Annotated in this window: 24 protein-coding genes; 15 read left to right on the top strand and 9 right to left on the bottom strand. The window is 62.1% G+C overall.

What is annotated here, in order from left to right; translation table 11 throughout:
* Positions 1–63: 63 nt before the first annotated feature.
* From NKH42_RS21205 to NKH42_RS21190, 4 genes are all read left to right on the top strand, one after another.
* Positions 64–1,032: a rhizopine catabolism ABC transporter substrate-binding protein gene (locus NKH42_RS21205; RefSeq protein ID WP_352687498.1), complete on the top strand. Its 969-nt coding sequence runs from the start codon at positions 64–66 to the stop codon at positions 1,030–1,032.
* A gap of 205 nt (positions 1,033–1,237) precedes the next feature.
* On the top strand, positions 1,238–2,353 hold the full coding sequence (locus NKH42_RS21200) for an ABC transporter permease (protein ID WP_352687652.1): 1,116 nt from the start codon (positions 1,238–1,240) through the stop codon (positions 2,351–2,353).
* A 32-nt stretch (positions 2,354–2,385) separates the two neighbouring features.
* Positions 2,386–3,198: an ATP-binding cassette domain-containing protein gene (locus tag NKH42_RS21195; protein ID WP_352647081.1), complete on the top strand. Its 813-nt coding sequence runs from the start codon at positions 2,386–2,388 to the stop codon at positions 3,196–3,198.
* Between the two features lie 32 nt (positions 3,199–3,230).
* Entirely contained in the window at positions 3,231–4,337 is a 1,107-nt protein-coding gene (locus NKH42_RS21190; RefSeq protein WP_352687497.1) for a Gfo/Idh/MocA family protein, read from the top strand.
* A 26-nt stretch (positions 4,338–4,363) separates the two neighbouring features.
* Here the strand turns inward: NKH42_RS21190 and NKH42_RS21185 are convergent, their stop codons facing one another.
* Together NKH42_RS21185 and NKH42_RS21180 are read right to left on the bottom strand one after the other, a co-directional pair.
* Positions 4,364–5,137, bottom strand: a complete 774-nt coding sequence (locus tag NKH42_RS21185) for a FadR/GntR family transcriptional regulator (protein WP_254819087.1) — start codon at positions 5,135–5,137, stop codon at positions 4,364–4,366.
* Between the two features lie 30 nt (positions 5,138–5,167).
* Positions 5,168–6,169: a LysR family transcriptional regulator gene (locus NKH42_RS21180; RefSeq protein WP_352687495.1), complete on the bottom strand. Its 1,002-nt coding sequence runs from the start codon at positions 6,167–6,169 to the stop codon at positions 5,168–5,170.
* Between the two features lie 110 nt (positions 6,170–6,279).
* On the opposite strand from NKH42_RS21180, the gene NKH42_RS21175 reads away from it, so the two are divergent.
* Together NKH42_RS21175 and NKH42_RS21170 are read left to right on the top strand one after the other, a co-directional pair.
* On the top strand, positions 6,280–6,894 hold the full coding sequence (locus tag NKH42_RS21175) for a nitroreductase family protein (RefSeq protein WP_352752291.1): 615 nt from the start codon (positions 6,280–6,282) through the stop codon (positions 6,892–6,894).
* On the top strand, positions 6,891–7,748 hold the full coding sequence (locus NKH42_RS21170) for an EamA family transporter (protein ID WP_352754512.1): 858 nt from the start codon (positions 6,891–6,893) through the stop codon (positions 7,746–7,748). Before NKH42_RS21175 ends, NKH42_RS21170 begins: the two co-directional genes overlap by 4 nt.
* A 17-nt stretch (positions 7,749–7,765) precedes the next feature.
* On the opposite strand, the gene NKH42_RS21165 is transcribed toward NKH42_RS21170, so the two are convergent.
* The 4 genes from NKH42_RS21165 to NKH42_RS21150 all read right to left on the bottom strand — a co-directional run bounded on the left by NKH42_RS21165 (position 7,766) and on the right by NKH42_RS21150 (position 10,351).
* Positions 7,766–8,062: a hypothetical protein gene (locus NKH42_RS21165; protein ID WP_352752295.1), complete on the bottom strand. Its 297-nt coding sequence runs from the start codon at positions 8,060–8,062 to the stop codon at positions 7,766–7,768.
* Positions 8,059–8,940, bottom strand: a complete 882-nt coding sequence (locus NKH42_RS21160) for a helix-turn-helix domain-containing protein (protein WP_352752297.1) — start codon at positions 8,938–8,940, stop codon at positions 8,059–8,061. Before NKH42_RS21160 ends, NKH42_RS21165 begins: the two co-directional genes overlap by 4 nt.
* A 77-nt stretch (positions 8,941–9,017) precedes the next feature.
* On the bottom strand, positions 9,018–10,052 hold the full coding sequence (locus NKH42_RS21155; protein ID WP_352752299.1) for an SDH family Clp fold serine proteinase: 1,035 nt from the start codon (positions 10,050–10,052) through the stop codon (positions 9,018–9,020).
* Positions 10,049–10,351: a histone H1 gene (locus NKH42_RS21150; RefSeq protein WP_352974402.1), complete on the bottom strand. Its 303-nt coding sequence runs from the start codon at positions 10,349–10,351 to the stop codon at positions 10,049–10,051. The genes NKH42_RS21155 and NKH42_RS21150 overlap by 4 nt, the downstream gene beginning before the upstream one ends.
* Positions 10,352–10,456: 105 nt before the next feature.
* On the opposite strand from NKH42_RS21150, the gene NKH42_RS21145 reads away from it, so the two are divergent.
* On the top strand, positions 10,457–10,945 hold the full coding sequence (locus NKH42_RS21145; RefSeq protein WP_352752302.1) for a nucleoside deaminase: 489 nt from the start codon (positions 10,457–10,459) through the stop codon (positions 10,943–10,945).
* Positions 10,946–11,026: 81 nt separating this feature from the next.
* On the opposite strand, the gene NKH42_RS21140 is transcribed toward NKH42_RS21145, so the two are convergent.
* Positions 11,027–11,923, bottom strand: coding sequence for an NAD-dependent epimerase/dehydratase family protein (locus tag NKH42_RS21140; protein ID WP_352752304.1), 897 nt, complete (start codon positions 11,921–11,923; stop codon positions 11,027–11,029).
* A gap of 152 nt (positions 11,924–12,075) precedes the next feature.
* Here NKH42_RS21140 and NKH42_RS21135 point away from each other — a divergent pair, with 152 nt between their 5' ends.
* The gene (locus NKH42_RS21135; protein WP_352752306.1) at positions 12,076–13,014 is read left to right on the top strand and encodes an NAD(P)-dependent oxidoreductase; all 939 of its coding nucleotides are present in this window, start codon (positions 12,076–12,078) and stop codon (positions 13,012–13,014) included.
* Between the two features lie 894 nt (positions 13,015–13,908).
* Here NKH42_RS21135 and NKH42_RS21130 read toward each other — a convergent pair.
* Entirely contained in the window at positions 13,909–14,688 is a 780-nt protein-coding gene (locus tag NKH42_RS21130) for a FadR/GntR family transcriptional regulator (protein WP_352974400.1), read from the bottom strand.
* A gap of 144 nt (positions 14,689–14,832) precedes the next feature.
* The gene (locus NKH42_RS21125; protein ID WP_023675805.1) at positions 14,833–15,822 is read right to left on the bottom strand and encodes a sugar-binding protein; all 990 of its coding nucleotides are present in this window, start codon (positions 15,820–15,822) and stop codon (positions 14,833–14,835) included.
* Between the two features lie 427 nt (positions 15,823–16,249).
* Here NKH42_RS21125 and NKH42_RS21120 point away from each other — a divergent pair, with 427 nt between their 5' ends.
* The 7 genes from NKH42_RS21120 (at position 16,250) to NKH42_RS21090 (ending at position 22,418) form a co-directional block, all read left to right on the top strand.
* Positions 16,250–16,990, top strand: a complete 741-nt coding sequence (locus NKH42_RS21120; RefSeq protein ID WP_023675804.1) for an ATP-binding cassette domain-containing protein — start codon at positions 16,250–16,252, stop codon at positions 16,988–16,990.
* 34 nt (positions 16,991–17,024) lie between these two features.
* Positions 17,025–18,023, top strand: coding sequence for an ABC transporter permease (locus NKH42_RS21115; RefSeq protein WP_254820532.1), 999 nt, complete (start codon positions 17,025–17,027; stop codon positions 18,021–18,023).
* A 277-nt stretch (positions 18,024–18,300) separates the two neighbouring features.
* Complete coding sequence (locus tag NKH42_RS21110) at positions 18,301–19,128, top strand: helix-turn-helix domain-containing protein (RefSeq protein WP_352752307.1); 828 nt, start codon at positions 18,301–18,303, stop codon at positions 19,126–19,128.
* Between the two features lie 107 nt (positions 19,129–19,235).
* Positions 19,236–19,679, top strand: a complete 444-nt coding sequence (locus NKH42_RS21105; protein ID WP_352752308.1) for an SRPBCC family protein — start codon at positions 19,236–19,238, stop codon at positions 19,677–19,679.
* Positions 19,680–19,710: 31 nt separating this feature from the next.
* On the top strand, positions 19,711–20,505 hold the full coding sequence (locus NKH42_RS21100; RefSeq protein WP_352752309.1) for an FAD binding domain-containing protein: 795 nt from the start codon (positions 19,711–19,713) through the stop codon (positions 20,503–20,505).
* 49 nt (positions 20,506–20,554) lie between these two features.
* Positions 20,555–21,037, top strand: a complete 483-nt coding sequence (locus tag NKH42_RS21095) for a (2Fe-2S)-binding protein (protein ID WP_352644876.1) — start codon at positions 20,555–20,557, stop codon at positions 21,035–21,037.
* Between the two features lie 13 nt (positions 21,038–21,050).
* Positions 21,051–22,418 carry a xanthine dehydrogenase family protein molybdopterin-binding subunit gene (locus NKH42_RS21090; protein ID WP_352754517.1) on the top strand — a complete coding sequence of 456 codons (1,368 nt, stop codon included), beginning with the start codon at positions 21,051–21,053 and terminating at the stop codon, positions 22,416–22,418.
* The last annotated feature ends 1 nt before the right edge of the window (position 22,419 follow it).

Below are 22,419 nucleotides of genomic sequence, written 5' to 3'. Positions count from 1 at the left end.
GGAAAACGGCGCCAGAGGGATTGGAAGAGAGATTGGAACTGCAACGACAAATGGGAGAATAAGATGAAAACTCTTCTGAAAGCGGCATTGGGCGCCTTCCTCTCGGCGGGCCTGATGACAGGCATTGTGTATGCCGCGGGCCTCAAGGATCCGAAGGACGTCCGCATCACCTTCGTGGTGCACGGGTCGGCATCCGATCCCTATTGGTCGGTGGTCAAGCGCGGCGTCGATGACGCGGCCGCCCTCACCGGCGCCAAGGTCGAATATTACGCGCCGCAGATCTTCGACGTGGTCGAGCAGGCCCGGCTTCTCGACGCCGCCATCGCCACCAAGCCGGACGGCATCGCCGTCTCCATCGCCGACGCCAATGCACTCGGCAAATCGGTCAAATCCGGGCTTGCCGCCAATATTCCCATGGTGGTTCTGGATTCCGGCGAAAAGGAAGGCGCCGAGCTCGGCACGACGCTCTATGTCGGCACCGTTTCCGAATATGATTCCGGCAAGAAGGCCGGCGAGCGGCTGGCCAAGGAAGGCACGCTGAAGGTCGTTTGCATCAATCACGAGGTCGGCAATGTCAGCCTCGACCAGCGCTGCCAGGGCCTCAATGACGGGCTGAAGCCATCCGGCGGCGGCACCGAGGTTCTGGCCGTAGCGCCCGATCCCGCGGACATCCAGCGCCGCACGGAAGCCTATCTGTCGGCACATCCCGACACGCAGGCCGTCTTCGCGCTTGGCGCCACTGCCGCCAACCCGCTGATCCCGATGTTCCGCGACAAGGAACTGTTCGGCAAGCTCAAGCTCTATACCTTCGACATCAGCCCGGAGGTTCTCGACTCTGTCGTCGCCGGCGAAATGGGCTTCGGCATGGACGCCCAGCAATATCTGATGGGCTATCTGCCGGTGATCTATCTGGTCGAGCAGGCGACGCACGGCTTCTGGCCGCAGAACAACGCCTATACCGGACCGTTGTTCATCGATACGCCGGAAAAAGCCAAGGCGATCCTGGCGCTCGCCAAAGAGGGCATCCGCTAATGCATGTCGCGCAAAAGTGTGCAGGGGTTTTGCGGTAACGACATGCATCAAAATTTAGGCCAGCGCTCCGACGGAACGGGAGAATGCGCCAAGCGCTCTCCCGTTCGTTCGAAGATTGCGATTTGAGCGATTGGAGAGCCTAGTGGCAGTCGTGGAAGACAAGGCGATATCTCCGGGTGAACTGAAGGCGACCGACCGCTTCGGCATGACGTCGAAGCGCGCCGCCGGCGCCGACGAACGGTTGGCCAGCACCGGCAAGCTGACCCAGTGGCTGCGCCGGCCGGAAGCCGGTGCCGCCGGTGGGCTGCTTGCGACGATCATCATCTTTGCGCTGCTGCCGGGCGCAGCGAACCTCTATTCGCTGCAGGGGTCAATGACCTTCCTGACGCTGTCGGCGGAGCTCGGCATCGTCGCCACCGCGGCAGCACTCCTCATCATCGCCGGCGAGTTCGATCTTTCGGTCGGCTCCATGGTCGGCTTCGCCGGTGTCGTCATCGGGCTGACGGTGAAGTACTGGGGACTGCCGCTATGGGGCGGCATCGCCTGCGCCTTCGCCGTTGCCATCCTCACCGGCTATCTCAATGGCCTGATCGTGGTGAAGACGCGCCTGCCCTCCTTCATCGTCACGCTCGCCACGCTCTATATCCTGCGCGGACTGTCGATCGGCATCACCCGCGCCGTCACCGGCCGCACCCAGATCCCCTACATACTCGAGGGCGCACCGGATCCGGCGACGGCCGGCATTTTCAACGGCCATCTGCTCACCGGCCTGTTCCACTGGATGGGCGCGCAAGGCTGGATCGCCACCCGCAGCGACGGCATCCCGTTCGTCGCCGGCATTCCGATGTCGATCGTCTGGTGGCTCAGCCTGACGGCGCTGGCCGGCTACGTGCTGACCCAGACGAAATACGGCAACTGGATCTTCGCCACTGGCGGCGACCTGATCGCAGCCCGCAACGTTGGCGTGCCGGTCGATCGCGTCAAGATCAGCCTGTTCATCTACACCGCCTGCGCGGCGACGCTGCTTGCCACCATCCAGGTGATGGAGGCGGGCTCCGCCGACACCACGCGCGGCCTGCTCAAGGAATTCGAGGCGATCATCGCCGCCGTCATCGGCGGCGTGCTGCTCACCGGCGGCTACGGCACCGTCTATGGCGTGCTGTTCGGCGCGCTGATCTTCGGGCTGGTGCAGATGGGCATCTTCTACACCGGCATCGACACCGACTGGTTCAAGGTCTTCCTCGGCATCGTCATCCTGATGGCCGTGCTGGTCAACAACTACATCAGGCTGAAGGCGCTCGGCCGCGGAGGTGGCAAATGACCGAACCGGCCCAAATGACCGAACCGGCCCAAATGACCGAACCGGCAATGGAACTGCGCGGCGTCAGCGTCAATTTCGGCTCGGTGCGCGCCCTCCAGAACATCGACATCAAGGTCTATCCGGGCGAGGTCCACTGCTTGCTCGGCGATAACGGCGCCGGCAAGTCGACGCTGATCAAGGTTCTGTCCGGCGTCTATCGGCCGAGCAAGGGCGAAATCCTGGTCGACGGCAAGCCGGTCACTTTCCGCAGCCCGCGCGACGCGCAGGAGCTCGGCGTGGCAACGGTGTTCCAGGACCTCGGCATGATCTCGCTGATGTCGATCACCCGTAACTTCTTCCTCGGCCGCGAGCCGACCAAAAGCAGCCTGCCCTTCTCGCGCATCGACAAGGAGCGCGCCAACACCATCGCCAGGCAGGCGATGGCCGATATCGGCATCGACGTGCGCGATCCGACGCAAGCCGTCGGCACGCTGTCGGGCGGCGAGCGCCAGTCAGTGGCGATCGCCCGCGCCGTGCATTTTGGTGCGCGCGTGCTGATCCTCGACGAGCCGACCTCCGCACTCGGCGTCCACCAGGCGGCGATGGTGCTGAAATTCATCATCGAAGCGCGCATGCGGGGCCTGGCCGTCATTTTCATCAGCCACAACATCCACCATGCCTATCCGGTCGGCGACACCTTCACCCTGCTCAACCGCGGCCGCAATCGCGGTACCTACGCCAAGTCGGAGATCTCGCGCGACGAGGTCATCTCGATCATGTCGGGCGGCGAGGATCTGAAGGCGGTCGAGGCGGAGATTGCCGGCCTGCTCGCCCAGATCGGCAACCGGCCGCCTGCGGCGCCTTGAGCTGACAATCGGACATTGCGGGGAATGATCCAATGAGCAGGATACGCGTCGGGGTCGTCGGCGCCGGCATGATCTCGCAGCTCGAGCATATTCCCAATCTGCTGCGCCTCAGTGAATTGTTCGAGCTGGTCGGGGTCGCCGATCCCTCCAGGATCTCGCGGCAGTTCGTCACCGACACGCATGGCATTGCCAATTTCGAAACGATCGACCAGCTCTTCGACCAAAGCCTCGACGCGGTGGTGATCGGCTCGCCGGACCCGCTACATCACGAACAGGTGCTGGCGGCGCTGGCGGTTGGCCTGCATGTCTTTTGCGAAAAGCCGCTCTGCTATTCGCTGGCGGAAATCGCCGAGATCATCGCCGCGCGCGACGCCGCCAGGAAAATCGTTCAGGTCGGCTATATGAAGCGCTTCGATCCGAGCTACCGGCTGGCGCTCGCTTCGCTGCCTGGAACATCAAGCACGCTGCGCGCGGTCTCGGTGGAAGTGAACGATCCCGACGCCTGGCCGTTCATCACCCACCAGCCCTACAGGCGCGGCACCGATATCCCCAACGACTTGATCGCCGCTGTTGCCGCCAAGCAGAAGCGCCAGGTCGAATACGCCATCGGTGTCCCCGTGACGAAGCTCGCTTTCCGTGGATTTATCGGCGCTTACAGCTCGGCCTTGATTCACGACGTCAACGCCGTCCACGGCCTGCTCGACGCGCTCGGCGTGCCGGACGGCGAGGTCGTCGGCGCGCAGATCTTTGCCAATGGCGACGGCGGCCAGGGCGCCGTCAAGTTGCTGGACGGGCAGGCGCTGTGGACCATGACCCATCTCACCGTGCCCAAGCTTGCCGACTACAAGGAACGGATCACGCTGTTCTTCGACGATGCCAGCCTCGAGCTCGAATTCCCCTCGCCCTGGCTCAACCATCATCCGACCCGGCTGACGGTGACGACCTCGGGCGGTCACATACTGTCGAAGCGTGATTTGCGGGCCGGCTACGCAGAAGCCTTCGTCGAGGAGATGCGTGGCTTCTGGGCGGCCATCGTCAATGGCGACCCCGTCGTCAACCCGCCCGAACACGCCGCCCGCGACCAGGAGCTGCTCCTCGGCCTGACATGGCAGCATCTGGCGACCGCACCCTTCGACTGAGCGCTCAACCTGTAGCCGAACGGCCGCTACCTGGACTTGATGACGCTGTCGGTATTGGCAAGCAGCTTGCGCACCGCATTGCGCGCCGCGTCCGGCCGCTGCAGGCGGATGCTCTTCTCGATTGCCTCGTGCAGCCTCTGCGCATGCTGCAAATCGTCGAGTTCCCGCGTCGTAAAAGCGAACAGATGATCGAAGGCCGATTCGATCAGCACGCCGAGCGGCACCAGCAGATCGTTGCCCGAGGCGCGCAGGATGGCGAGGTGGAACCGCGTGTCGGCGCGCGTGCGCTCCTGCAGATTGGTCGCCTCGCCCATCTCGCGGCAGGCCTGGCTGATCTCGGCCATCTGCTCGTCGGTGCGCCGCATGGCGGCAAAGGCGCTGGCCTCCGGCTCGATGATGTGGCGGAATTCCTGCACGGTCCTGAGGAACACCTCACGATCCGGCGAGGTCGCGTACCAGGCTAGCACATCGCGATCGAGCAGGTTCCAGCGCTCCTTCGGCTCGACCCAGCTGCCGATTTTGGGACGTGACGACAGCAGGCTCTTGGCCATCAGCATTTTGATGGCTTCGCGCACCGCCGAGCGGCTGACGTCGAAGGTCTCGGACCATTTGGCTTCGTTGGGCAGGATGGTTCCCGGCGGATAATCGCCGCGCACGATCCTCAGCCCGATTTCGTTGGCCAGCGACGCGTGAACGCTCGACCCGGGTATGCGCGCCGCATCGGCCCGGCGAATACCGCTCGTGCGTTCGGCGAACGCCTCGGCCGCTGTCTTTCCCTTGTTCGGCTTCGCGTCCTGCATAGCTCCACAAAGTCCGGATTTGGAGGCGTGTCAAGGAGATGAAATCGACTGCAATATCTCAGTTTGGTTTTCCGCCTCAGTCCCCTCCCCGACACCGCGCTTTGCCGAGCGCTCCCGCCGGAGCGGCACAAACAGCTTCTCTTTGTTCCGATTGAATTCCTCGATTAGGAAATCAAGGAAGACGCGGATTTTCGGGGCAAGATGCTGCCGTGCCGGATAGACCGCGTAGAGCGTGGTTTCGACCTTTTCCCAGTCATCCAGAGCCGATTTCAGCCGGCCTGCTTTCAGGTCGCTCTCGACATAGGGATAAGGGATCAGGCTGACGCCGAAGCCGGCGCGCAGCGCATCGCGCACGGCAAGGCTTGACGAGACCGTGTATCGTCCGTCGATGGCGATCCGCTCGACGCGGCCGTCCTTGCGGAATTCCCATATGTCCGCGTGTCCCGAGAGGCTGAACCGGATGCAATTGGCCGCCTTCAAATCGGCAGGCGTCTTGGGCCGGCCATGCTCCTCGAAATAAGACGGAGCTGCGCAAAGCACGTGCGGCATGACCGCAAGCTTTCTCGCGACCAGGCTGGAATCCTCGAGATTGTCGCTGCCGCGAATGGCCAGGTCAAATCCCTCCCGCACGATATCGACGCGCCTGTCGTCAAGATGCAGATCGAGTTTCAAATCGGGATAGCGCGATAGAAACGCGGGGATGGCAGCCGAAAGCCGCGTCAACGTGACAGTCATCGGCGCGCTGACCCGCAACGTGCCGCTCGGCGCCGTCTTGATCGGGCCGAGGACCTGGTCGGCCCTGGCAAGCGCATCGAGCCCCTGCGTGACATGCTCCAGATAGATTCTGCCTTCTTCGGTCAGGGCCATGCGCCGCGTTGTCCGGTTGATGAGCCGCACCCCCAGATGCGCCTCCAATTCGGCGATGTTCTTGCTGACCGCGGGAGGAGAGAGACCGAGCCGCCGTCCGGCTTCGGCAAAGCTGTTCAGTTCCGCCACATGGCGGAAAACCTGCAACGCAGTCAGGCGATCCATGTCATAATTCTCTTCTAGTAAACAATGTCTTTCAATTATCGCGCATTATCGCTCGTTGGTAAATTCTCTATCTGCTATCCGAACGGCTTGCTCAATTTCGGAATGACATGATGACCAACCCCACAATCTCCCTGATCGAGCGGCGCATGTCGGCCAATCGGTTCGATGCCTCGCACGCATTGACGGATGCCGAGGTCGAGGAACTGGCACGCCTCGCAACGCGCGCGCCAAGCGCCTACAACCTTCAGAATTGGCGGTTCATCGCCGTGCGGACGCCGGAAGCAAAGGCGCGGTTGCGCAGCGTGGCCCATGGCCAGGCCAAGGTGCAGGAAGCAGCGGTCACCTTCGTCATCTGCGGCGTACTGCCCGACCACGCTGCCCTCAATGCCAGGCTCCGTCCTTTCGTGGAAGCCGGCTTCATGCCGGCGGATATGACTTCGGGCTGGCGGGAGGGCGCCCGCGCCCAATATGCCGATCCTCTAGCGGCCCGCGACGAGGCGGTGCGCTCGGCAACGCTCTGCGCTGCAACGCTGATTTTCGCGGCCGAAGCGCTGGGGCTCGTCTCCGGTCCGATGGCCGGCTTCGATGCCGAAGGCGTGGCGCGCGAGTTTGGCCTTGGGCGCAATGAAGTGCCGGTGATGCTCATCGCAGTCGGCCGCGCCGCGCCCGGAAACTGGCCGCAAAAGCCCCGCCGCCCTCTTGCCGAAGTGCTGGAAATCTTATGAAAACGCGCCGTTTCGATCTGTTGCTTACAGCCATTGCGCCGGCGATATGGGGCAGCACCTACATCGTCACCACCGAGTTCCTGCCCAACTTTTCGCCGATGACGGTCGCAATGCTGCGTGCCTTGCCCGCCGGATTGCTGCTGCTGGCGATCGTTCGGCAACTGCCAACGGGCATATGGTGGCTGCGCAGTTTCGTCCTCGGAGCCCTCAACATCTCGATCTTCCTGAGCATGTTGTTTGTCGCCGCGTACCGGCTTCCTGGCGGGGTCGCCGCGACGGTGCTGTCGGTCCAGCCGTTGATCGTGATTTTCCTCGCTGCTGCCCTGCTTGCCAGCCCTGTCCGTCGGTTGGCGATCGTCGCCGCCCTTGTCGGGATCGCCGGTGTTGCATTGCTGGTGCTGACCCCGAACGCGACGCTCGATGCGCCCGGCGTTGCCGCCGGCCTCGCCGGGGCGGCCTCAATGGCCTTCGGCAGTGTGTTGAGCCGCAAGTGGCAGCCGCCAGCATCGCTGCTCGCCTTTACGGCATGGCAGCTGACTGCCGGTGGTCTCCTTCTCGTTCCGGTGGTCCTGCTTTTCGAACCACCCATCCCGTTCCCGACCGCGGCCAACCTGCTTGGACTGGTGTGGCTCGGCCTGATCGGTGCGGCGCTGACTTATGTCCTTTGGTTCCGGGGCATTGCGCGACTGGAATCCGCAGTGGTGTCATCGCTGCTTTTCCTCAGCCCGGTGACCGCCGTGCTGCTTGGATGGGTATTCCTGGATCAGACGCTGACCTTGCCTCAGATCGCCGGCGTCGTTTTCGTCATCGGCAGCATCTGGCTGGCTCAACGCCCCAATCGGAACGAGGCTTGAGCCTTCGTTGTGGTGGGTCAGTTTGAAATCAATCGCCAAATCGTCCAATAGTAGACTGCCACATGCGCCGCTTCGAATGCCGCCAGTGTAGCTGCAAAGACTCCGACTAAAGCGACGGAAGGATGCCGATCGAGCCATGACGGTGGCTTATCGCCATAGCTCTCCTTAAGCGCTGCGAAAATCGGTCTCCAGGTGGCCATGGCGCGAAGCCCCGACCAGATGGCGGCCCACGTCAAAACAAATTCAAGGGGGAAGCCCCGAGCGGCGAAATAAATCGGACCTATTACAGACACCAATGGAACAAGAATGTTCATTTAGCGGCGTGCTTCTTGTATAGGCCACGCTTCATCGGCTTTTCTGCCTCTTTGGCTTCGACTAACGCAACGATGTCGCAAATCTCCCAGAGCTTGCCGGTTACGCCAGCGGCCATCGCCGGGGTCATGCGAAGCGCAGCATGGATGCGGACGAAGTTGTAGTACATGAAATGCAGAGCCACGGCGTTGGCGTGAGCCTCCACTTTCTTTGAGAAGCCGTTGGTCAGGCGCGTGAAGCGGCGCATATGCATCCGCATGGTGAGGCTCTGACGATCGGCAAATGACGTGCTGACATGTTTGATGCCTGGGTTGCCCTCGATCCGTTCTTTCCGCGCACCAGTGCATTCGGCGGGACTGTAACGGCCCTTTGCGCTGTCAGGCGACGCGCCATAGAGCTTGATCAGCATGGCGTAGTCGATGTCGCCGCCGGCGCCTTCAACAGCCTCTAGATGGGCTCTATGGCCGTCGCTTGTCATCTGGACGCGGTTAGCGAGGCGGCGAGAAAGATCGTCTATGAACGCCATGGCGTATTCATTGTCGCGTCCGCCGACCAGCCAAGACATGACAAGCTTGGTATCGGCGTCGAGGGCCGTCCATGTCCACGTGTCGCCAGCGCCTTCCAGAGCCGCCTTAGCAGTCGCGACGTTCTTTTGCTTGGCGTAGGTGAATGACCAGATTTCATTGACCTGAATGCGCTTGCTGATCAGGTTGCGGAGGGCGCGGTCCTGATAGGCGGCGCACACCGCGCCTGCGTCCGACAGGAGCTTGGCGATGGTATTCTTGCTAGTACCCATGAGGCGGGTAATCGCGCGGATAGACTGACCTTCGCAGAGAAGGTGTAGGATACGTGCGCGGTCTGAAGGGGCAAGCTTGTGCATACCCCTCCGATATGGCACTTATGCTTGAGCGCCAAGCATGAAAGTCAATTTAAAATCAGCAATCCGCGTTTAGGAGGTCAGGCAGCTGTATCGCCGGCCTTCGATTTACGGGCGCCCGGTGATTGCCTCGTCTCACTTCCGAATCCGCCTTCTGCCGGTTCCTGATCGACTCGCCGATCTTCTTCCCCACCACCATCCACCGATGTTCCGCTGCCGTCCTGTTCACTACTTTCACCCTCGGTTCCTTGGTCATTTGCTGCTACTCCTGTTTGGTTGATGCGCGTCAACGCGATAACGACGCCGGGAGTTCCTTCTTCGTAAGCGGGGTCTCCAAGCAAGCCTGTGATTTGATAGAGTGCTTCAGAAGGAAATCGGACAGCGTCAAAAAGGTTGCTCGCTTCTTCAACATCAATGATGAAGTCATGCGATGGATAGCCGTAGACTAGCTTGAACACCGACTGCCCCGATGCATTACCTGAAGTTTGGACAAGCCGCACACCATATTCAAAGGCTACGTTGAGATCGCGGTTTTCGCTTCCGACGACCTCTGGGTTAATCTGGGCATACACTGGCGCCATCATTGTCGACGCCATGGACGCGGCTAGCTCTGAGGCCAGCTTAAAGCTTGCGTTTCCACCACTCCTCAGTGTGATGCTCATCATTAGACGTTCATAAAGTTCAAACGAAGCATCTGCCATGGCATCAAATGCTGATCGCGACAGGAGCCCGGATTTGCGGGAAGCTATTTCGTTTTGCTTGAACAATTGGACATCTAGCGGACCGAGTTCTGAGAACGGGTCCATAAAAATCATGCTCGCACCAAGCACAATCAACGTGCCGGCACTCTTGCAGCGACTAGGCGTAAAGACCGCAAAGTGCTTGTACTGGGTTTGGAATAGCCGGGCGATCTGATAGGCGGAATTGGCAAGACCACCGTTCGTGACCAGGATCAGTAGAGCGCGGTCCCGACGCTTGTTTTCCGTGACATGTTGCGTTATCGCTCCGAAGCCTTCGTCGTCGATAGGAGCAGAATAAAAATAAATGTCTGCGTCATACTCTGCCTCGGCGGCGTCGATAATCTCGTTCCATTTTTCAGCAACCTCATTACTCATTTTTTGGTGCCCTTTGTGCCCCAGCGCGCTTGCGCCGCCCGACGTGCGATATCTGCTCTCTGCTCTGGTGACAAAGCTTTAGCTCGTGCCTTGCCGCCCTTAAGGCCGCCTTTACGGCCCATTAGAACGGCTGCCAAATCCCTCCCATCATCCAACATAAGACGATCAGGCGTTTCGCCGGCCGCAATATCTGCTATGAGTTTGGCCAACTGATTGGGATCTCGTGGCCGTCGCGTGCGCTTTGTTTCATTCATAACGGGCATATGCACATGCTTGAGCGTGCATGCATAGTCCCTCAAGCATAAGTTCCAATTTCAAACTGAGACACTACCGCCCAAGCTGCCGACTTGTGTCGGCGGATTGTCCGGCACTATGTTCAAGCGGCATAGCCGGAGGATCTGCCGATGCCACAACGCCCCTATGATGAGCGCCTGCTCCGTCAGGCGTTCGAAGTCGCGCGCAAGGCCCGCGATGCCGGCGAACATCCCTTTGGTTCGCTGCTCGCCGACAAGGACGGCAATGTGTTGCGCGAGCAGCCCAACGCTTACAAAGCCGGCGGCGGCGACCGCACCGCTCATGCCGAAAGGCTGCTGGCCTCGTGGGCAGGGATGAATGTCAGCCTCGAAAAGCTGTCCTCCTGCACGCTCTACACTTCGGCCGAACCTTGCGCGATGTGCTCCGGGACAATCTATTGGGCGGGCATTGGACGGGTCGTCTTTGGGCAGAGCGAACACGACCTCAAGCGGGTGACGGGTGCACATGTCGAGAACCCCACACTCGACCTGCCCTGCAGGATCGTCTTCGAAGCCGGGCAGCGTCCGACTGAAGTCATCGGCCCGCTGCTTGCCGATGAAGCGGCGCAACTGCAGGCCGAATTCTGGAAAGACAACTAGCTCAATTGCCGCGCGGCAAACGAGCGGGTGCCAGCCGCAATTCGGGGCTGGCCCAGTGCCGGTTCGCGTCAGTTGCGCCCGTCAGGTCGTCTTGACGTATTTCCGCCAGCTGTGCTCCGGTCGAAAGCCGAGCATGTCGCGTGCCTTGCGGTTGGAGAGCAGCGTCTCGTATTCGCCAAGTTCCCCCTTGACCGGCACATCGGGATAAAACCGCTTCAGCAGTTCGGCTGTCGGCAGATCGGACGAGGTGTCGTCGTTGGCGGCGTTGAACACCTGATAGCCGAGCCCGTCCTTTTCGATGGCGCGCAGCGTGATCTGGCCGAGATCGCGCGCGTCGATATAGCTCCAGGCGATGCGCTTGCGGAAACCCGGATCGGCGAACCATTTCGGAAACAGCGAATATTCATGCGGCTCGATGACGTTGCCGATGCGCAAGGCATAAATGTCGGTGCCATCGCGTTGTGCAAACGCCCGCGCGGTCTTCTCGTTGACGACCTTGGACAGCGCGTAGCTGTCCATCGGGTCGACGTCGTACTCCTCGTCGAGCGGGAAATGGGTGGGATCGCGCGGCTCGTTGGCGAAGACCAGGCCGTAGGTCGTTTCGCTGGAGGCGATCACCACCTTGCGGATGCCGAGCTTCACCGCGGCCTCGATGACGTTGTAGGTGCCGAGCGCGTTGATGCGGAACACCTCATTGTCGGGCGTGATCATGATGCGCGGGATCGCCGCGAAATGCACCACGGCATCGACCGGCTGCGAGCGCAGCGACGAGTCGAATTCATGCAGGCCGATATAGCTCGACAGCGCATTGAACACCTGCCCGCTGTCGGTGATGTCGGTGATCAGCGTGCGCACCTTGGGATTGTCGAGCGGCTTGGTGTCGATGTTGAGCACCTGGCAGCCCTGCTCGACCAGATACTGCACGACGTGGCGCCCGGCCTTGCCGCTGCCGCCGGTGAACATGATCCGCTTCGTCATTTTGCTCTCCACATTCCCTAAGATTCATGTGTATTGTCAGACAATATCGAACTCTGCAATCGCCTGCCACGGCGAGCGGCAAAAACCCGCTTCAACAATTCGCCGGCAAGCTGCAGCGCCGTCATCCATCATTGCAAATAGGACGAAATGACATGAACACGACCGCCGCGAGCGAAAAGATCGGCTTCATCGGGCTTGGCCTGATGGGGCACGGGATCGCGAAGAACATCGTCGACAAGGGCTATCCGCTGACGTTTCTCGGCCGCAAGAACCGCGCGCCGGCGGAAGACCTGCTCGGCCGCGGTGCCAAGGAAGCGGCGACCTCGCGCGACGTCGCGGCGGCATCGACGGTTGTCTTCATCTGCGTCACCGGCTCGCGCGAGGTCGAAGCCATCATCCGCGGCCCAGGCGGTCTCAAGGAAGGCCTGAAGCCGGGATCGGTTGTCGTCGATTGCTCGACATCGGATCCTGTCTCGACGGTGACGCTGGCCGCCGAACTCAAGGGGCTCGGCGTCGATTATGTCGATGCCCCGCTCAGCCGCACCCCGAAGGAGGCTTGGGAAGGCACGCTCGACGCCATGGTCGGCGCGCCCGACGCGGTCTTTGCCCGGCTGAAGCCAGTGCTCGAAACCTGGGCCGGGCGCATCGTCCATATCGGCGATACCGGCGACGGCCATCGCATGAAGCTGCTCAACAATTTCATCTCGCTCGGCTACGCCGCGATCTATTCCGAGGCGCTGGCGCTGGCGCAGAAGGTTGGCATCTCGCCGCCGCGCTTCGACAGCGTCATCCGCAACGGCCGCATGGATTGCGGCTTCTACCAGACCTTCATGCGCTGGACGCTGGAAGGCGACCGCGACGCGCACAAATTCACCATCGCCAACGCCTTCAAGGATCTCACCTATCTCGAATCGATGGCGGGTGCTGCCGGCATCGCCAACCCGCTCGGCAACGCCACCAAGAACGCCTTCGCCGGCGCCTTTGCCACCGGCCCCGCCGATCAGTACGTGCCGATGCTGGCCACGCACATCGGCAAGGTCAACGGCGTCGACCTCATGCCGACAAAAGATGGGAAAAAGCAGACGATCTGAGAACGTTGGGATTAACGCCTGGGAGTGTCGCAACTGCAAACGTTCGCTGCCGACCAGCTACATCCGCCAATCTCCAACGCTGGCGATTAGCATATGACACCACACCTTCGTCATCCCAGGGCGGAGCAGGAGCGAAGCGACGTCGCGCAGACCCTGGGATGACGAAGGGAGGGTTTCGGCTAATCTCCTAAATTTGCGATTTGCGACTAACGGAAATGATCGACCTTCGTTGCTGGTTGACCCGACTTACACGCAGTTGGCCGAGAAACGATCGAATCAGCGCCGAAACCGGCCGATAACGTCGGTATTGGCGAGAAGTCTGTGCACCAAAGCACGCGCACTTCCGATCGGAAGAAGCCGGAAACAAAAACCCGCCTCGGCGGGCGGGTCGTTGGAGCCAATTGGCACCATACGCAAATTAGTAGCATAGCTGCCGGCACAAAGCAAGAACAAAATAGCTGCGAAGGCAAAAAAGTCCGAATTCCTGTCCCACCCGAGGTCGCCGCCCCTCATTGCTTGGCCCTAAGGTTGGTGATTGGCGAAAGCCGAAGTGGCATCCAATCTCCCCCTCTATTGCGCTGGGCAATCGCATTTGGATTCTTACGAAGATGGACCCCCACCCTAACCCTCCCCACAAGGGGGAGGGAACGCTGCCGCGCGCCCTTACTTCCCCTTTTGGCGCCGAAAGGCAGGCAATTTGCCGAGGTCAGCGCCAACGGAAGTCTCCCTCCCCCTTGTGGGGAGGGGTTAGGGGTGGGGGTACGTCGTAGAGCGAAAGCCTCGGCTTGCTATCTGCGATGGCCCCCTCGTGGGCGAGATGTCCGGCAGGACAGAGGGGGCGCGAAGGAATGCGAGTTTTGCAATCGTTCTGAGCAACGCCGCCCTGTGCAACCATCACCGCCGCGACCGGCCGATGACGTCGTCGGTGTTGGCGAGAAGCCTGTGCACCGCGGCACGGGCTGCAGCCGGCCGCTGCAGGCGGATGTTCTTCTCGATCGCCTCATGCAGCCTCTGCGCATGCTGCTGGTCGCTGGTTTCGCGTGTGACGAAAACAAACAGGTGGTCGAGCGCCGATTCGATCAGCACGCCGAGCGGCACCAGCAGATCGTTGCCTGAGGCCCGCAGGATGGCGAGGTGGAACCGCGTGTCGGCGCGGGTGCGCTCCTGCAGGTTGGTCGCCTCGCCCATCTCGCGGCAGGCCTGGCTGATCTCGGCCATCTGCTCGTCGGTGCGCCGCATCGCGGCAAAGGCGCTGGCCTCCGGCTCGATGATGTGGCGGAATTCCTGCACGGTCCTGAGGAACACCTCGCGGTCCGGCGAGGTCGCGTACCAGGCCAGCACGTCGCGATCGAGCAGGTTCCAGCGCTCCTTCGGCTCGACCCAGCTGCCGATTTTCGGGCGTGACGCCAATAGGCTCTTGGCCATCAGCATCTTGATCGCCTCGCGCACCGCCGAGCGGCTGACGTCGAAGGTCTCCGACCATTTGGCTTCGTTGGGCAGGATGGTTCCCGGCGGATAGTCGCCGCGCACGATCCTCAGCCCGATTTCATTGGCGAGCGAGGCATGCACGCTCGAGCCGGGAAAGTGTGCGGCGTCGGCACGCCGAACGCCGGCCGGCCGCCCAGGCTCTGCCTTCAACTTGGCGGGTCGCTTTTTTGATTTCGCGTCCGGCATTCGTATTCCCCGGCAGCTGCTTGTCGAAAGCCTGAATTCAGGGCACGACAAAGCAGCGGCCTACGCTCCAAAGCAGCGTCGCCTCGTGCGTTTGTATGGACGATGCGTAACGGGGCGCCCGACGGGCGCCCCGAAACTGCGAACCTACTTCTGGATGCAGGTGTCGACGGTGTCCTTGGTGCATTCGTCGAGGCCGGTGAACACCGGATCGGCGACCGGCTTGCCGTCGACCAGGTCGATCATCACCGAGGGCGCCTTGTAGCCCATCTCGAACGGCCGCTGGCCAACCAGTGCGGTCACCAGCCCGTCACGAGCAATCGCCACCTCGTCGCCGATCGTGTCGGCGGCGCCGATGACGAAGGCGTTGCTGGCGATCTTGTCGGCCATCGGCTTGAACAGGTCGCGGTAGGGCTGCGGAGCGCCGAACAGCGGCCAGCCGCCCATGATGCCGAAGGCGTCGAGATCGGGATTGGCGGCGAGGATGTCGGTCATCGCCTGCACGCCCTTGGCGCCGTCGTCATTGGTGAACACCGGGCAGCCGGCAACTTCCGTCCAGCCGCCTTCGCCCGCCAGCGCCGCGAGGCCGTCCTTGCCCGACAGCGCGTCACGCATGCCCTGCGCGCGGCGCAGGATGTTGTCGGCGGCCGGATTGCCTTCGATGGTGCAGATCTTGCCGCCATTCGGCTTGGCCTTCTTGATGTATTCGCCGATCTTGTGACCCATCAGGTAATTGTCGGTGCCGAGATAGGTCTTGCGCAGCGCCGCATCTTCCTTGCTGAGGTCGGCGTCGAGGGTCATGATCGGGATCGACGGATTGGCGCTTTTGATCGTCTGCGCGATCAGCGGCGCGTTCGATGGCGAAATCGCCATTGCCACCGTATCGGGCTTGCTCAGCATGTCCTGGACGATCTGGGCTTCACCGGCCTCATCCGAGGTCGATGCCGGTCCGGTGTAGAAGCACTCATATTCCGAGCTGGCGTTTTCCTTGTTCCACTTCTCGCAACCCTGGTGGATGGCCTCGAAGAATGGATTGTCCAGACCCTTCACCACGATGACGAGCTGTTTCTTGGCCATAGCCGGCCCGGCACCCAGCGCCATGACGGCGGCGGCAGCGAGCAATAGTGATTTCCTCATGTCAGTCCTCCCTTTGAAACAAACGGACACGGCGTGCCCGCCACACACAGACCGACCCGGAGCAAGATGACAGAGGACGTCGCACTCGTGTCGCCAAGCCAGGTCGATAAGCATTTTCATATTCAGTCTCAGACCGGCACCGACAGATATCGCTGGTTACCAAATCCCTGACCGACAAACCCTCACCGATTTCCTTCCGGCAACCCGGGGGCTCGGCGCAAGCTCCTCCGACACTTAGCTAATATCGCCTTGTCACCGACGTCAATGCTATTTGTCCTACAAAACTGATTTTTCGAAAGAAGCCGTGGTTGACGCCAAGGAGGCTTATGCGTAAATGGGCAAAATCGCTGCTTCCGGGAGGAACTGGGGAGAGCGAATGGCCGCGGCAGAACCGCAGGCCGCAAAGCACGGGGAGGCAAGAAGGCTGGTGGCGGTTCTCGAACTCACCAACATTTCGAAGCATTTTGGCGCCATCCAGGCGGTCAACGACGTTTCGTTGTCGATCGAGGCCGGACAGGTTGTCGGCCTGATGGGCGACAACGGCGCCGGCAAGTCGACGCTGGTCAAGATGATCGCCGGCAATTTCCCGCCGAGCCATGGCACGATGCAAATGGACGGCAAGGAGCTGATCCTGCACAAGCCGGTCGAGGCGCGCCAGCACGGCATCGAAATCGTCCATCAGGACCTGGCACTGTGCAACAATCTGACGGCCGCCGCCAACGTCTATCTCGGCCGCGAATTGCGCCGCGGCCTCGGGCCGCTTCGCATCCTCGACTATGCCGCGATGTACAAGCGTGCCGGCCAGATCTTCGCCGAGCTGAAATCCGAAACGCGCCCGCGCGACCTGGTCAAACAAATGTCGGGCGGCCAGCGGCAAGCGGTGGCGATCGCCCGCACCATGCTTTCGCAGGCCAAGATCGTGCTGATGGACGAGCCTACGGCGGCGATCTCGGTGCGCCAGGTCGCCGAGGTATTGAACCTGATCCGCCATTTGCGCGACCAGGGCATCGCTGTCGTGCTGATCAGCCACCGCATGCCCGACGTCTTTGACGTCGCCGACCGCGTCATCGTCATGCGGCGCGGCCGCAAGGTCGCCGACAAGACGATCGCATCGAGTTCCCCGGAAGAAGTCACCGGACTCATCACCGGCGCCATCGAACAGGTATGATTGACGCCTCAACCATGAGTAAAAAAGGTCGATAATGGCAGTCACCCTTGATCAGACGATCGCGCATAAGCAGCACACCTTGCTGAGCAAGGTGTTTGCCAGCCAGACCTTCTGGGTGGTGATCGCGGTCATCCTCGCCTGCCTGTTCCTGTCGGTGGCAACGGATTCCTTCGCCACGACCAAGAACCTCTACAACATCACCCGCAACGTCACCTTCGTCGCCATCGTCGCGCTCGGCATGACCTTCGTCATCATCACGGGCGGTATCGACCTGTCGGTCGGGTCGGTGCTTTGCCTTTGCTCGATGGTGCTGGCCGTGACCATGCATGCCGGCTACGGTATCGAGATCGGCATTGGCGCTGCGATCGCGACAGCGCTGATCATCGGCGCCTTCAACGGGGTTCTGATCGCCTATCTCGGCTTTCCGCCCTTCGTGGTGACGCTCGGCATGCTGTCGATTGCGCGCAGCCTTGCCATGGTCGCCTCCAACAACACCGTCGTCTTCCAGTTTGGGCCGGACCACGACAAGCTGCTGGCGCTGGGCGGCGGCGCATGGGTGTTCGGCATCGCCAATCCGGTGCTCTACATGATCGTGCTCGCGTTGATCACCGGCTTTGTGCTGCGCTGGACGAAATTCGGCCGGCACATCTTCGCCATCGGCGGCAACGAGCATGCGGCGACGCTGACCGGCGTTCCGGTGCGCCAGATCAAGGTCGTCGTCTACATGATCTCGGCACTGGCGGCTGGCCTTGCCGGCATCATCCAGACCGGCTGGCTGGGCGCGGTCACCACCAATCTCGGCAACGGCATGGAGCTTCAGGTGATCGCCGCCACCGTCATCGGCGGCGCCAACCTGGCCGGCGGCATGGGCACCGCTTTCGGCGCGGTCGTCGGCGCGGCGCTGATCGAGGTCATCCGCAACAGCCTCGGCCTGCTCGGCATCAATGCCTTCTGGCAAGGCGTGTTCATCGGCGGCGCCATCCTGCTCGCCGTGCTGTTTGACCGCATCCGCAATTTCAGGCGCAACGACTGAATATTCGGCCGGATCTCGACGCTGAAGCAGATCGTTCGCTAGTCGAATTGCCGGCCCCGAGGCCTCGCTGGCGCTGGTCGCCGGCCGACCGCATCGGTCTTGCCATAGCGGCCTGGAAACGCTCGCCTTCCTCCTATCGCCGAGTCTGAAAATCCGCCGGAGCGGCGCATGGCCGGCGCCCGGACGTGCACATGCGTCTTGACGCAAGCCCAAACTGAGCCGCACAATCGCCCGCAGCAGGCGAAGGGAGGCCAGTCGCCTGCGGGAGGATATACCCATGACGGAAGCGATCAGGCTCTACTGGGGCCGGTTCGGACATGTTTCTGTCCTGAACGTCGCCAGCGACTTCGTCACCCATGCCCATGTCGAGGCGCATATCATCATCTGGCTGGAAGGCACGGCCGGCGAGATGACCATCGGCCGCGAGACGGTGCGGCTTGGACCGGGCACCGCCGCCGGCATCAATTCCTTTCAGCCGCACAGCCACGCTTTGTCCCGCGACGGCCGGCCCGGCCTGTTCCTCGCCTTCTACATCGATCCGGACTGGGCGCGCCGGCGCCGCGACCTGCCCTCCGCTGCGCCGCTGTTCTCGACGCCGACGATCGTGCTGGAGCCATGGCTGCACAAGGCGGCCGCCAACCTTCTCGACCATCTCAGCGACAATGAAAGCATCGACGACATCGCCAATTACGAGATCGAGCGTTTTATCGACAGCGTGCTCGACGCCGCCGACGCTTCGGCCCCGCCGGTGACGCGCGCCCGTGTCCATACCATGCAGGACTTCCGCGTCCGCAAGGCGATCCAGCTGATGAAAGCCAATGTCTGCGAGCGCATCTGCTTCGACGACGTGGCGCGCAGCGTCGGCCTGTCGCGGCCGCATTTCTTCGCACTGTTCAAGGAACAGACCAATCTGACGCCCAACGTCTATTGGAACACGCTGCGCATGGAGGAAGCGGTGCGGCAATTGCAATGGTCGCAGGAGCCGCTGATCTCGGTCGCCTGCAATCTCGGCTTCACCACGCAGGGCAATTTCTCGCGCTTCTTCCGCGACCATGTCGGCGTCCCGCCGACGCTTTACCGCGAGGCGGCACGGGCGATCAGCTGAGCGCCCGTTTTTCAGACTATTTGATAGGCGTTCAAGACGCATTGATAAGCGCCGCCAAGTCCGCCGCCCTACCCTCCCAGGCAACTGATTTGCGAGGGAACGATCAAATGGCGAAAGTCACCATCTCCAGCGTCATAGACGCGCCGGTCGAAAAGGTCTGGGCACGCATACGCGACTTCAACGGCCTGCCGACCTGGCACCCGCGCATGGTCGAAAGTCATATCGAGGACGGCAAGGATGCCGGCACGATCGGCTGCGTACGCAATTTCCAGCTCGCCAGCGGCGCCCGCCTCCGCGAAAAGCTGCTCGATTTCTCCGACGAGAATTTCCTCGTCAGCTACTCCATCCTGGAGACGCCGCAGCCGCTCACCAACCACAAGGCGACGCTGCAGTTGCGACGGGTGACCGACGGCGACCGTACCTATGCCGAATGGACCGCCAGCTTCGACGCGCCCCCAGAGGAAGCCGACAAGCTGGCCGAAGGCATGGGCGCAAACGTCTTCCAGGGCGGCTTCAACGCTCTGAAGGCCCATTTTGCCGGCCAAGGTTGAACTGGACTGAGCTGACAAACAGGAGCGTTCCATGACGCTTGCACTGCAGACTTTCCCGACGGTGAAGGACGCCGGCGCGGCGCTGAAAGCCGCTGGCGCCCGCTATCTCGGTGGCGGCACGCTGGTCGTGCGCGCCGCCAATGAAGGCGATGTGTCGATCTCCGGTTTCGTCAGGTCGACCGAACCGGCGCTGTCGGCCGTCGCCGTTTCCGATAACGAGGTCCGCATTGGCGCTTCGGTGACCATGGCGGCGATCGCCCGCCATCCGGATCTCGCCCCCCTGGCCCACGCCGCGCGCGTCGTCGGCGGACCGGCGATCCGCAACATGGCGACGGTGGGCGGCAATCTCTTCGCGCCGACACCTTACGGTGATTTCACCGTTGCGCTGCTGGCTCTGGACGCAACCGTCAGCACCGGTGACGGCGAGCTGCCGATTGAGACATTCCTGGCAAAGCGCGAGAGCAATGACGCCATCGTCACGGCGGTCGGCTTCACGCTTCCGAAGGAAGGCGGCTTTCGCTTCCTGAAAGTGTCGAGGGTCAAGCCAAAGGGCGTCTCGGTGCTGAGCATCGCCACCGTGCTGGAACAGGCACCGGACGGCACCGTGTCGTCAGCGCGGATCGCGTTCGGCTGCATGGCCGACCGGCCGATCCGTGCCAGGGCGGCGGAGAAAGCCTTGATTGGCCGCAAACTCACCGCAGACGGCATTGCACCGGCACTGGCTGTTGCCCGCGACGGCACTTCGCCCCCAACCGATCCAATCGCCAGTGCCTGGTATCGCAACGAAGTCCTGCCGGTCCATCTCGCCCGGCTGCTGCTCGCCTGAAAGCCCATGGCGCGCATGTCCGTCTGGCTGCGGCGCAAGGAGTAAAAAGATGGCAAAGGTCCCGGTTCAGTTCACGCTCAATGGTGCGGAGAAAGCCGAGTTCATCGACAGCGGCACGACGCTGCTTCACGCGCTTCGCGACAAGATCGGCGACACCTCGCCGAAGGGCGGCTGCCATCAGGGCACCTGCGGTGCGTGCTCGGTCATCATCGATGGCGAACTCAGGCTCTCCTGCCTGACGCTGGCAGAGGCCTGCAATGGTGCGACTATCACCACAACATCAGGGCTTTCGGAAGGCGGCGTGCTGCATCCGCTGCAACGCGCTTTCCTCGATGCTTTCGCCACGCAATGCGGTTTCTGCACACCGGGCATGATCATGGCAGCCAAGGTGCTGCTCGATCACACGCCGAACCCCAGCCGCGAGGATGTGGTCGAGGCGCTGTCGGGCAATATCTGCCGCTGTACCGGCTACGAGCCGATCATCCAGGCGGTGCTGACCGCCGCGCAGTCCAATTCGCAGAACGCGGCTTGAGGGGGTTAAGAAAATGGAACTCCGCAAGAGCTATTTCGCCGACCAGCGCAAGGACGATCTGCACGAGATCGGCCAGCCGCGGCCACGTTCGGATTCACCCGGCCATGTCACCGGCAAGACCACCTATTTCGCCGACCGCAATTTTCCCGGCATGCTGCATTTGAAGATGGTGCGCAGCCCGCACCACCACGCCCGCATCCGCAGCATCGACATATCCGAAGCGGAAAAGCACCCAGGCGTCGTCAAGGTGCTGACCGCCAAGGATGTGCCACACAATGTCTACACCATCCTGATCCTGATCCAGATCGGGCCGGAGGACGAGACGGTGCTGGCCGACGGCAAGGTGCGCTGGAAGGGCGAGGCGGTGGTGGCGGTGCTGGCCGAGACCGAGCGTGCCGCCCAGGAAGCCGCCGCCAAGGTCAAGGTCGATTACGAGGTGCTGCCGGCCGTCTTCGACATGGACGAAGCGCTGAAGCCCGGCGCGCCGATCGTCAACGAATATCACGGCCGCAATTATTACCTCTACGACAGCGGCGAATGCCGCAAGGTGCGCTTCGGCGATGTCGAGGCGGGCTTTGCCGGAGCCGACCACGTGCTCGAACAGACCTACCAATCTTCACCGATCGAGCATGCGCCGACCGAGACGACAGGCTGCATCGTCGCACCCGAGGGTAACGACCGCTTCACCTGCTACACCAACACGCAGGCGATGTTCTTCACCCTCGACAACACCTCGATCATCCTGCAGATGCCCGGCAACAAGCTGCATTTCGTCGGCGGCACCGTCGGCGGCGGCTTCGGCGGCAAGGTCGACGTCATCGTCGAGCCGATCGCCATCCTTGGCGCCAAAATAACAGGACGACCGGTCTGTTTTATCTACAGCCGCGAGGAAGAGATGCAGATTTCCTCGCCGCGCGCCGCCGAGAAGGTCGTCATCAAGGACGGCGTCATGAACGACGGCCGCATCGTCGCGCGCAAAGTGACCGGCTACACCGATGCCGGCGCCTATTCGCGCCATTCGCCCTACGGCGCGCAGAAGGGCGCAGGCCACTATCCCGGCCCGTATACGATCCCGAACGTCTGGATCGACACTTATTGCGTCTACACCAACCGCACCCCGTCCTCGGCGATGCGCGGTTTCGGCGTCACCATCGGCGATTTCGCGCTGGAGGTGCAGATGGACAAGCTCGCACGGCTGATCGGCATGGACCCGCTCGAATTCCGCTTCATCAACGCCTACCGCGACGGCGACATGAAGGCGCATCGCCAGCCGACCGAGGGAGCGGCGCTGATCGAGTGCATGCAGGAAGCCTCACGCGCCGCCAACTGGCCGGTGGCGGAGAAGTTCATGGCGATGTCGTCTTACGCGAAGGGAGCTTGAG

It is taken from the genome of Mesorhizobium sp. M1142 (genome assembly GCF_040318565.1).
In the GTDB taxonomy this organism is placed as follows: domain Bacteria; phylum Pseudomonadota; class Alphaproteobacteria; order Rhizobiales; family Rhizobiaceae; genus Mesorhizobium.
This window is presented reverse-complemented; position numbering and strand designations above follow the sequence as displayed.